We start from the raw sequence: 12,369 nt of genomic DNA on the forward strand, positions 1-12,369 counted from the left end.
ACTATAACGGTCCTAAGGTAGCGAAATTCCTTGTCGGCTAAATACTGACCTGCACGAAAGGCGCAATGATCTCTCAACTGTCTCAACACTAGACTCGGTGAAATTATGGTCCCAGTGAAAACGCTGGGTACCCGCATCAAGACGAAAAGACCCCATGGAGCTTTACTATAACTTCGTATTGAAATTTGGTCTAACATGTGTAGGATAGGTGGGAGACGATGATAGCAGGACGCCAGTTCTGAAGGAGTCAACCTTGAAATACCACCCTTGTTATATTGAGTTTCTAACTTGCCATCATAATCAGGTGGGAGGACAGTGCGTGGTGGGTAGTTTGACTGGGGCGGTCGCCTCCTAAAGAGTAACGGAGGCGTTCAAAGGTACACTCAATACGGTCAGAAACCGTATGTAGAGCGCAAAGGTAGAAGTGTGCTTGACTGTGAGACTTACAAGTCGAGCAGGTGCGAAAGCAGGACTTAGTGATCCGGCTGTACATTGTGGAATGGCAGTCGCTCAACGGATAAAAGTTACCCTGGGGATAACAGGCTTATCTTGCCCAAGAGATCACATCGACGGCAAGGTTTGGCACCTCGATGTCGGCTCATCGCATCCTGGAGCTGGAGTCGGTTCCAAGGGTTGGGCTGTTCGCCCATTAAAGCGGTACGCGAGCTGGGTTCAAAACGTCGTGAGACAGTTTGGTCCCTATCTGATGTGGGCGTTGGAATATTGATGAGAGCCGCTCTTAGTACGAGAGGACCGGAGTGGACGTACCACTGGTGTTCCTGTTGTTGCGCCAGCAGCATAGCAGGGTAGCTAAGTACGGAAAGGATAACCGCTGAAAGCATCTAAGTGGGAAGCCTCCTCAAAGATAAGTATTCCCTTGAGATTCCTTATAGACTATGAGGTTGATAGGATGGGGGTGTAAGCGTAGTAATACGTTGAGCTGACCATTACTAATAAATCGATCGGTTTAAAAGTTGTTATGTGTTAATAAGACATTTCAATGAACCATAACCAAAATTACTATTCAGTTTTCAAAGAATATGGCACCAAAGGTGCTTTTTTTTATTAAAATTAAATAAATAGCTTGAATTTAGAGTTTAAGAACAAGAGGCAAAAATGAAATATGAAGATATATTTATCTGCAATACTGACACAGTATGTGGCATAGGTGGACCAATTAATCAAAAGACCTTAGACGAAATTTATGAATTAAAAAAGAGACCTAGAAATAAAAAAATAATGATTTTAGTGGGTTCTTTAGAACAAGCTAAAGAATTTAGTCAATGAAATGATAAAGCCTCGCAATGAGCTTTAAAATATTGACCAGGTGCTTATTCAATAATAGTAAATGGTCAAGGCTTCAGGATGCCAAAAAATGAAGAATTATGTGCTTTTTTACTTAAGAACGGTCCAATGTATATGACTAGTGCAAATTTATCAGGCATGTCACCTATTGAAATTGAACAAGCAGGCGAGATTTTCCCTGAAGTTAAGAAAGTTTATGCTTTTTCAGGCACAAAATCAAATCAATCAAGCCAAATTTACAATTTAGATACAAATGAATGAATAAGATAATTAAAAAAATAGTTGCGTGGAACAACTATTTTTTAATTTGAAACATTTCAATTTTATTAGTCAAAATATCTTCCTCTAAATCAGGAATCATGTCTAATTCAGCTTCAAGTGCTTTTGCTTCATCCATTTTTGGTTTGGTTACTGGTTGTTTGGGAGCAAATAATTCGCATGTTTCATTAGCCTTTTGAATAGATAAATCATAAGTACCTATTTTTTTAGCAATATTAATAGTTTCAATTTTATCATTAGTTAATAAAGGTCTAAAAACTGGCAGCGTGCTGACCGAAGCAATTGTATAGATTGATTCTAAGGTTTGTGAAGCAACTTGACCTAAATTTTCTCCATTTGATAAGGCAATAATATTTAATTTATCAGCTAATTTGTTTGCTATACGGTAAAAACTTCTTCTCATTAAATTAATCTTATAAGCAGGATTTGATGTCATCGCTATGTAATTCATTAAATGAGAATAATTAGCTAAGTAGAGTGTTGATTTGCCTTGATATTTACTTAAAATGTTAACTAATTCTTTAAGTTTATTAATAGTTCTTTCATCTGTTTGTGGAGGAGAAACGAACGATAAATAAACTATTTCTAAACCTCTTTTCATTAATTGATAAGCAGCAACAGGCGAATCAATTCCACCACTCATTAAATGTAAAACACGACCTGTGATTCCAACAGGCAAACCACCCGCCCCTTGAATTTCTTTATCAAAAATATAAACATTATTTTTTCTAATTTCAACATTGATTTCTACTTCAGGGTTGTGTACATCAACTTTAATATGTGGAAATTCTTGCAAAATATAAGCACCTAACTTAGTATTAATTTCAGCAGATGTTAATGAATAATTTTTATCTGATCTTCTCGCATTAACCTTAAAAGTTTTAGTTGAATTACTGATTAATTTTTTAGCATGTTCTTTAACAATTTCAAAGTCTTTGTCACACTCTATAACAGGCGAATATGATTGAATTCCAAAGACATATTGTAAATTATTTAAATTTTCACTGGAATAATCAATAAACATTCTATCAAAACCAGTTTCTGGTTTAACATTTAAAATTTTAACTACATTATCATGTAACTTTTTAGTAAAAGCATTTCTGTTTTTATGTTTAAGTGTTAACTCACCATATCTAATTAGGATTTTTTTATACATGTTTTTTCTCCTTAGACAAATAATTTAGCGTTTTTTCCAAAGCTATTTGATAATTTTTAGCTTTTAAATCTTTTTTAACTATTTTAACAATGTCATTAAATTTAACATTTTGACTTCTTAATAAAGCATTATTTTTAACTAATTCAATGGTCATATTTTTATATAAATATTTTGCGAAAAGTTCTATGAAACAGTTAATAAAGGCTTCGTTGCGTTCATTTTGCAACTCAACCGCAGGCAATGATGTCTGTTCAAATTGAGCCTGTAATGAATTAATTTTTCTCATAAGTACAACATTTTGATTAGACTGTTCTAATAAATTAAAATGTTCTAAAATTCATATAAACAAACGTTGCATAATTTTATTATTCTTTTGGGTAAATAAATCATTAAATATGCCTTTATATGAATTTATCAATTGACGATTAACTAAGTCTATAAACCTTTTAAACTTGACAATTTCTTCATAAATTTTTTCAACTTCAGTGAATAAAATTTCATCATTTTCTAATAATAAGTTAAGTTTTAAGGTAAGCTGATTAAATTCTTTTTTGATGATTTCGAATTTGTTAGGATCAAATCAAATTTTGATTTGCTCAATTTTTGTTTCGTATTGTTTTAAAACTTTAGTCAAAATATTTTTTTGATTTGCTCAATAGTTATTTTTTTGTTCAATTCAAAATGCTTTTTCTTTTAAGTTATAAAGGCTATTTAAAATCATTTTTAGATCATCTCTAACTTTTTGATAATGTTCATTAACTCAATAATTTTTTAAATTAGAATAATCAGAATAGATTGTTTCATAGGCTTTTTGGTCAATATATTTGTTGCTTTTTATTTCTTCAAAAACCCTAGGTAAATGCTTATAAATAATAAATTCAAAAGCTTTTAATTTATCTATTTTTTCAGCGAAGTTGCGAATTCTTTTTTCATTTTCACTAATTGCATTAGCAACTTTACCAATTAATGTTTCTTTCTTTTTGTTTTCAATTTCAACAACGGATTTTTTTAATTCTTTCACTTTACTATCAGCATAAAGATAAGAATTTGGTAAATTATCGCGATTTATATTAAGATATTCACTAAGTTTAGAAAGAATTTCAAAAGACGATGTAGCAGTAGTTTCAATAATGTTTCAGTGTTTATTTATCGACTCAGACAATACTTCAAAGTCGTTGTGTTTATCTTTATAGCGATTTGTTAAATTGTTAATTAACTTTATTTGTTCTTTGGCTTTTTTAATATTGTATTTTTGAATAAAATCCTTTACAAGTTGTAAATGACTATCTATTTCGTCTTTGTCATCTTGCAATTTGCTGTTTAAACTTGTTAGCTTATTGAATTTTTCGAAATAATTAGGAGTTTTATTGTAAATACTTTTAACTCTTTTAATAGTATTAGTTCTGGTATTGGTAGTTGTAGAAAGCAATGTTTCTAAATCTTCAATTGTTTTAGAAAATTTATCTAATTTGCTTTTACGAATAAGTAAAGCTAGACAAAGAGAAGCTACTGCTGTGAAAATAATTAATAAAAAAGTAGCAAGAATAATTTTTACAATTAACATAATGTTATTATATGAAAAAAATGCCAAAAATAGCCTAAAAACAATGGTATTTGGTTAATTAAAAAGACACTTTTAAGTTCATAAATTAGCTATAAAAAAAATCGTGAAATGTTCATAAAAAAGTTAAATTATTTAGCAATAATCTTTGGCAAAATTTTGGTCTTTTATTTAAATCCTTTCATTGTAATTTTAAAAGCCACAAAACCTAATTTTCCTATGAAAAATGCTTTTTAGACAAAAATTAAAAATTAACTTGGAAACAAAATTACAAAATTAACCTTTCCCACTTACTAGTATAAAATCTTTTTTGGCTAAGACCATTGATATAAAACTCAATTTTAATCATTGTAATTTTAAAAGCCAAAAAACCTAATTAGCCTATGAAACAGAATTTTTAGACAAATTAGATTACTTAACTTGGAAAGATGTTATTTGTTTTTGCAAATAAAAATCGCATTACTTTTATTAAGCAATGCGATAATTTTTAATCTAAGTGGCTGATTTCAATTTTGAAATTACCAATAAATTGGTTGTTAGCTGTTGATAAATTGTACTCAAAGTAATTAGAATTTTCACGTTTTTCAACTTTTAATAATTGAGCTATCAAAATCATTTTGCTGCCATCAACATTAACATAAGAGTTATCAAAACCTTGATCTTTAGCAATTGATAAAGTTGTTGGTCCAGCGTAAATATTAATTCTTTCAGGATTTACTTCAATACAATTTGCCACACCGTTGTTAGGCTCTTTAAAAATATATGTCTCATACTCAAGGTCATGCTCCTCATTATAAAAATTTTCATAAGTAGATTCAACCTCAAATTGAGTAATTATTGGGTCAATTTGATTTTCTTGAGTTGAGTGATTTGCTAGCGAATAAAATTTTATTTTCATTGTGCTAATCTTTCTTTAATTAATTTTTCGCCATATAAATAAATTGCTTTAGCCAATTCAGGTCCATGCTCTACATAGGTTGAAGCTAGTCTAATTGGCATAAATAAATTTTTGCCTTTTTTTCCTGTTAATAAGGCAGTTTCATTAATTTTGCTTTGAATATTTTCAACAGTAAATTCAACTTGATCTAGTAAAGAAGCAAATGTTTTGACAACATCTATTTGGTCTTGATTTAACTCTGGTTTAGTGCCTTGAGCATTTTTGTAAATGTTCATTTGTTCTAACAATTGATTAGTTGTATAAGCATTTTCTTTAAACGTATCAATAAACAATTGTGTTCATTCATCATTGTTTAAATTAAGCATTTTAATCAAATCTTCAGTACTTGTATTTTTTAAATATTGTTTAGAAAACCATTGCATTTTTTGAATATCAAATTTAGAAGGGCTTTTACTTAAACGTTCAGGATCAAAAGCTTCAATAATTTCAGTTTTGCTCATTAATTCTTTGGCATTAGCTTCTGTTCAACCTAAAAGTGCAAGAAAGTTAAAGACACCTTCTGGCATATAACCTTCATTACGATAGTCTTCAATAAATTGTTTTAAACTAGTATCTCTTTTTGAAAGTTTTTTACCTTCCATGTTTGTAATAACAGTCATGTGTCCAAACTGAGGATTTTCTCAACCTAAAGCTTGATAAATAGCTAATTGTTTTGGAGTGTTAGTAATATGTTCTTCACCTCTAAGCACATGACTAATATTCATATCATGATCATCAATAACAACCGCAAAATTATAAGTTGGATAGCCATCACTTTTTTGAATTACTCAATCACCAATGTCATCACTTTTAAATTCAATGTGGCCTCTAACGATATCATTTCAACTATAAACAAGTCCTTTTGGCATCGCTAAACGAATTGAATATTCACCAGCTTGATCTCTTCTTGCTTTTTCAGCTTCATCTAACTTTAATCAATCACGGTTATATCTAAACGAAGGAATGCCTTTAGCATCTGATTCGGCTTTTTGAGCTTCTAATTCTTCACCATTATCATAAGCTTTATAAGCTAAGCCTTTTTCAATTAATAATTGTGCAATTTGAGCATAACGAGCCAATTTTTCACTTTGGCGATATTGACCACAATTTGGGTTTGGTTTAAGCGGGCTTTCGTCAGGAATAATACCTAATCAAGCTAAATTTTCAAGTTGACTTTCTTCACCTCTAGGCACATTTCTTTTAACATCAGTATCTTCAAGACGAAAAATAAAGTCACCATTAAAGTGTTTAGCAAATAAATAACAAAATAAAGCTGTTCTCGCTCCACCTATGTGTAAATAACCAGTTGGACTAGGAGCATAACGTGTACGAATTCTTTTCATTTTTACTTCCTTTCAACAATGTTATATATTATATATACTTAATATAGATATATATATAAAATATGTTAAATATGGTAAAATAATAACACTTTTATTTAATAAAAATTAATACTAAAACGAGGTGTATATGCTTATCAATTTTGACAATAAAGATGATGAAAAAGACAAATTAGTTCACAAAGAAGAATTGGATGAAAATTACATTCCTGATGATGAACTTTTTGTTGCTTTTAAAAAAGAAGAGCCTAAAGTAGCTGTTGAACAAGAGGAAGAAGAAGATATACCACAAAATAAAGAAGAATATCAAGTTCAATCACAAATTTTAGAAGAAGCAATCCCTGGAATTAATCCTGTTTTTGTGCATCGCGAAATGAAAAATTCTTTTCTTGAATATGCAATGAGTGTTATTGTTTCTAGAGCCTTGCCAGATGCTAGAGATGGCTTAAAACCAGTTCATAGAAGAATTCTTTTTGACATGAGCGAATTAGGCATTACTCATAGTTCGCAACATAGAAAAAGTGCCAGAATTGTTGGTGATGTTTTAGGTAAATACCACCCTCATGGTGATTCTTCAGTTTATGAAGCAATGGTAAGAATGGCTCAAGATTTCTCAATGCGTTATCCTTTAGTTGATGGGCATGGTAACTTTGGTTCAATTGATGGTGATGAAGCTGCCGCTATGCGTTATACAGAAGCAAGAATGTCAAAACTAGCAGGCGAAATGTTAGAAGGTATTAAAAAGAATACTGTTGATTTTGTCGATAACTATGATGCTAGTGAGTTAGAACCAGCAGTTTTACCAGCTCGTTTTCCAAACTTACTTGTCTCAGGGGGCTCTGGAATTGCTGTTGGTATGGCAACATCAATTCCGCCACATAATTTAGGTGAAACAATCGATGCCGCTATTGCTTTGGCAAAAAACCCTGAAATTAGTATTGATGAATTAATGCAATATTTACCTGGACCTGATTTTCCAACCGGCGCAACTATTTTGGGCAACGCTGGAATTAGAAGTGCGTATCACACAGGCAAGGGTGCTATTACAGTTAGATCGGTTGCTAAAGTTGAAGAATTTCAAAATGGTAAAAGCAAAATTATTGTTACCGAAATTCCTTATGAAATTAAAAAAACAGCAATTATTGAAAAAATTGCTGAGTTAGTAAAAGAAAAAACTATTGAAGGCATTAGCGATTTACGTGATGAATCGTCAAGAGAAGGCATTAGAATTGTCATTGATGTTAAGAAAAACCATAATCCACACGTTTTATTAAACAAACTTTACAGACAAACTAATTTACAAGTGAATTACAACGCTAATTTAGTAGCTTTAGTTTATGGCGAACCTAAATTATTAAATTTAAAAGACGCTTTAAACGTTTATTTGAAACACCAAGAAGATGTTGTTACTAGACGTTTAGAATTTGATTTACAAAAAGCTTTAGACAGATTACACATTTTAGAAGGCTTAAAAATAGCAGTTGAAAACATTGATGAAGTTATTGCAATTATTAAAAAGTCAAAAAATGATGCTGAAGCACAAGCTAATTTAGCTCAGCGCTTTGCTTTAAGTGAAAAACAAACCAAAGCTATTGTTGATATGCGTCTTGGCCGTTTAACAGGCTTAGCAATTGAAAATATGATTGAAGAAATGAAACAATTAAATGAAGAAATTGCCAGAATTCAACATATTTTAAATAACCATGAAGCATTAATCAACTTAATTATCGAAGAATTAAGCGAAATTAAAGAAAAATACAGTGATAAAAGAAGAACTATAATTGATTATGATGTTCAAGGCACAATCACTGATGAAGATTTAATTCCAAGAAGAGATATAGTTATCACTACTTCTTCAAAAGGCTTTGTAAAAAGAATGGATTTAGAAGAGTATCGTAGTCAAAGAAGAGGCGGAATTGGTCAAAATACCATGAAAACTTATGATGATGACGATATAGCATCAATTTTGACAACTAATACACACACAGATTTATTACTATTTTCAAATTTAGCTAAAGTATATAGAATCAGAGCACATGAAGTGCCTGAATTATCAAGACAATCAAAAGGTGTGGCTTTTGTCAACATTGTTCCAGCATTAAATGCTAAAGATGGTGAAAAAATTGTCTCAATGTTGCCAGTTGACACATATGCTAATGATAAATATTTATTCACCACCACAAAACAAGGAATTATCAAAAAAACTGTATTAAGCGAATATGCAAGAATTAATTCAAATGGTAAATATGCCTTTAATTTAGTTGAGGGTGATGAATTAATTAGAGCAAGCATTTTAGGCGAAGATGAACAAGTTGTTTTAGCAAACAACAATGATAGAATTGTTAAATTTAATTCTTCAGATTTTAGACCAATTAGCAGAACCGCAACTGGTGTTAAAGGTATCAAACTTGATGAAGACGAATTCGTTGTTTCATCTTCATCATCAAATGAAGGTGAATTGATCTTAACAATAGGTGCTTTAGGTTTTGGTAAATTAACCCATGAAAGCTTATTTAGACTTGTTAGAAGGGGTGCTAAAGGGGTTAAAAGCATCAATGCTAAACTAGCTGGTAATATCGTTTTTGCTAGATTTGTTAATTTACAAGATGAATTATTGATTATCACAAGCAAAGGCTTTACATTAAGAACCAAAATTGCTGATATTAGCATTTCTGGACGTTCAGCTAAAGGTGTTAAATTAATCAATCTTAAAGATGGTGAAGAAATTCAAGCAGTGGAAATTATCAAAGTTGATGAATCAATTGACACTGAAGCAGTTAATGAAGCAAAACAAAAATTAGAACTAATCAAGGAAGCAACGGCTGAAATTGACTTAGAAGACGAAGAAGACGACGAAACAGAGGAATAATATGAAAAAGGGCGAAATAACAAAATTACCTATTGAATTTTACAATCGAAGTTTTGTATTTCGTAAAGTTAAGAATTTAGATAATTTAAGTTTGTCACTTAATTATTTTGTTCAAGCCTTTTCAGCTATTTTTTCAGATCAAATTAATAAAATTTTAATTTCTCCAAGTGGAGATTTAATTCAACAAAACACATTCAATAGTTTTGTTGAATTTTTTACATCGTTTTATCAAACATTATTTTTTGATAAATATAGTTCAGTGCCATTAGAAATTGACGAATATGTCTATAATCATGAGAAATACGACGTTTTATTTAAAATTTCATTAAATAAAAAATTAGACTATTTAGTAATTGATATTCTTTCCTTTAAAAATCATAAATTAACTAAAGAGCTTTTAAAAAAGATTAAAGAAACCTATGAATTGCTGAACGATATGCACTTTGACACGAATAAAACTAATTTAGTGTCTCTTTCTTTAGATAAATACTTAAATTATTTTGCTTCATCAAATTCAACCACAGGTGATTTCAAAAAGCTAAAGGAAAGATACAAAAGTGTTTTAGCTTTTAATTTTAAAACAAACACACAAAAAAGTCTAGTTTCTAAAATGCTTAAATTTTACAAAAACGACTATAAAATAGTGCCTTTTGCTTACAATGGTTTTTGAAGAAAAATTTGATTTAATTTATTTAGTGATTTGAAAAAGAATAAAAAACATGTACATGCAATTTTTAATTGACAAAAAAACAATACTTTTCAAACTTGATTCAAGATAAACAATAAATTTGAATTGATTGAATCTTCAGATTTAGCATTAATTTATTTAAACTTTTTCTTTGAAGAATTAAAAAGATCACACGAAGATTTGAGTGAAAAATATGTAGTAATTTCGCATGACAGTAATTATAAATTATTGAAGTTTTTGAAACAATTTAAGATCAAATATTACTATTTTGATGAAGAAAATCATCATAGCAACATTAATAATCCAAATTGCTTATTTGTTTATATTAACAATTATTTCTTATCTAACACAATGTCATTTAAAGTTTTTAACAATTCATACTTTTTATTATGTTTAATTTGAATGTTTAATAACTACCGGAATAGAAACAATTTGTTGACTTTTAAATACAAACAACTGGAAGATAATTTTGGAATTACTAAAACAAAAATTGTTGAAAAAGCCTATCAAATAGACAAATTAGACAATTTAATTAAAGCAGCAACTAAATTCATTAATCTAAAGCATAAGCATAATTTAATTAATAAAATCAATGTTTTTAATGATTATGAAGACAAAAAATTATTTTTATTTAAATTGCTTACAAGTAAAAACCATGCTGTAATTCTTTCATATGATTTTTTAAAGAAAAAATTAGTTATTCAATATCAACTTTGCAAGCAATATGAATATGAATCGAGAAACATAATTTTAGACTTTCTTTTATTAAAATTAGAAGTAAGAAAAATACTAAGAATTAGTAAAAAAATATTAAAAAATAGCGCACAATAAAAGTGCGTTTTTTATCCCAAGTTTCCAAGTTTGAAGATATAAAAAAACTAATATGCCTATAAATAAGACATATTCGTTTTTTATGTTTCAAAATTGCACACATAGAATTAACCCCCGCATTTCCCACTTGCGGGTTTTTTTATGCTTTTTTAACCCCGTACATATTTATAAATAAATATGTAAAAATTATAGTATTATGCTACTGTTTTATGGTATAATTGGTTTATGGCAAGTAAAACAAGAAAAAGAACATGAATAATTTCTGTATCAAAAAGATCAAAAGGTAATTACATTCAAATTGGTTATCAAAAATTAGATGGTGTTGGTTATGAAACAAGATTTGCAATTGGTTTTGAAAAAGATTTTGAAAAATACCAAGAGAACGCTATTGAAAAAATCAAAATGTTAATCAAAGATATGCCTTTGACATACACCAAAGAAAAAATTTTAGATGTAATAAACAAGAAATTAAAAAATAACAAAACAGACTTAATTAAATATAGCGAAAGATACAAAGGATTGAACCTAATTGGCTTATTAATAGACCATTTCGACATTTTTAAAGATTGTAATAAAACAAAATCAATAAGTCTAAATGAAGTTGTAAAACAACAAATTTACCACAGAATTAAACAACCTTTAAGTGTTTGAGCAACATTTAATAGTTTGAAAAAAGAGCAAGAAAATGTTTATTCAAAAAATGCATTTTACAGATCTTTAGATTACATCGCAGAAAATAGAGAACAAATTTTACAAAACTTAAACGCTGTTTTAGTCAAAGAACATAAAAGAAATGTAAATATTGTTTGATATGACTCGACAACAACTTATTTTGAAACAATTGATAGAAAAGGTTATAAAAAACCAGGTTATTCAAAAGATGGCAAGTTTAAAGAAGATCAAATTGTGATTGGCATGGCAACTGATTCAAATGGCATACCCGTTCACTACAAAGTTTTTCCGGGAAATACAGCTGATTCAAATACATTTATCAAATTTGTTTTAGAACTCCAAAACATATACAAAATAAACAATGTAACTATTGTTGCCGATAAAGGTATGTCTGTTAATAAAAATATTAGATTTTTGGAAGACTAAACTAGGACAAGAAAAGTAGACAGAAAATAAAAACTGTCTACTTTTCGTTTACAATAAGAGAAAGGAGTTTACAAATGGCTAAACAATTGAAACATTATGAATGATTAGATCTATTTAGATGACTAGAAAATTGAGAATACACAAATGAATATGAATACAAATTTGCATCTTATATTTCAGAAAAATATAATAAGGATTACTTTAAAGAAAATATTAGACGTAGAATTTGAAATAAATTTAGAGAATATCAAAAAGACGAAACTGTAATATTTTCAAAAACAGGAACAGCCCCTAAAAAAGGGAAG

8 protein-coding genes, 1 rRNA gene and 1 pseudogene are annotated in these 12,369 nt (G+C 29.2%); 6 read left to right on the forward strand and 4 right to left on the reverse strand.

What is annotated here, in order from left to right:
* Positions 1-975: ribosomal RNA gene (locus T395_RS0102925) — 23S ribosomal RNA — on the forward strand; the annotation flags it as partial.
* A 141-nt stretch (positions 976-1,116) separates the two neighbouring features.
* Entirely contained in the window at positions 1,117-1,575 is a 459-nt protein-coding gene (locus T395_RS0102930; protein ID WP_029512988.1) for a Sua5/YciO/YrdC/YwlC family protein, read from the forward strand.
* 25 nt (positions 1,576-1,600) lie between these two features.
* Here T395_RS0102930 and thiI read toward each other — a convergent pair whose 3' ends face one another.
* From thiI to gltX, 4 genes are all read right to left on the reverse strand, one after another.
* A complete protein-coding gene (thiI, locus tag T395_RS0102935) occupies positions 1,601-2,740 on the reverse strand; it encodes a tRNA uracil 4-sulfurtransferase ThiI (RefSeq protein WP_029512989.1) in 1,140 nt (379 codons plus the stop codon).
* Positions 2,733-4,304, reverse strand: a complete 1,572-nt coding sequence (locus T395_RS0102940) for a hypothetical protein (RefSeq protein WP_029512990.1) — start codon at positions 4,302-4,304, stop codon at positions 2,733-2,735. The genes thiI and T395_RS0102940 overlap by 8 nt, the downstream gene beginning before the upstream one ends.
* A 484-nt stretch (positions 4,305-4,788) precedes the next feature.
* Positions 4,789-5,199 carry a hypothetical protein gene (locus T395_RS0102950; RefSeq protein WP_029512991.1) on the reverse strand — a complete coding sequence of 137 codons (411 nt, stop codon included), beginning with the start codon at positions 5,197-5,199 and terminating at the stop codon, positions 4,789-4,791.
* Entirely contained in the window at positions 5,190-6,581 is a 1,392-nt protein-coding gene (gene gltX / locus T395_RS0102955) for a glutamate--tRNA ligase (RefSeq protein WP_029512992.1), read from the reverse strand. Before gltX ends, T395_RS0102950 begins: the two co-directional genes overlap by 10 nt.
* A 127-nt stretch (positions 6,582-6,708) precedes the next feature.
* Between gltX and gyrA the strand changes: the two genes are divergently transcribed.
* The 4 genes and pseudogenes from gyrA to T395_RS0102975 all read left to right on the forward strand — a co-directional run.
* Positions 6,709-9,447 (forward strand): DNA gyrase subunit A, encoded by a 2,739-nt coding sequence (gene gyrA, locus T395_RS0102960; RefSeq protein WP_029512993.1) that lies wholly within the window; start codon positions 6,709-6,711, stop codon positions 9,445-9,447.
* A 1-nt stretch (position 9,448) separates the two neighbouring features.
* Positions 9,449-10,966: an MAG5620 family putative phospho-sugar mutase gene (locus tag T395_RS0102965; RefSeq protein WP_029512994.1), complete on the forward strand. Its 1,518-nt coding sequence runs from the start codon at positions 9,449-9,451 to the stop codon at positions 10,964-10,966.
* 225 nt (positions 10,967-11,191) lie between these two features.
* Positions 11,192-12,058: pseudogene (locus T395_RS0102970) on the forward strand (IS1634 family transposase); the annotation flags it as partial.
* An 80-nt stretch (positions 12,059-12,138) separates the two neighbouring features.
* On the forward strand, positions 12,139-12,369 hold a 231-nt coding region (locus T395_RS0102975; RefSeq protein ID WP_029512996.1), incomplete at its 3' end, for a hypothetical protein.

Origin of the sequence: Mycoplasmopsis iners ATCC 19705 (assembly GCF_000701805.1) — a bacterium.
In the GTDB taxonomy this organism is placed as follows: Bacteria; Bacillota_I; Bacilli_A; order Mycoplasmatales; family Metamycoplasmataceae; genus Mycoplasmopsis; species Mycoplasmopsis iners.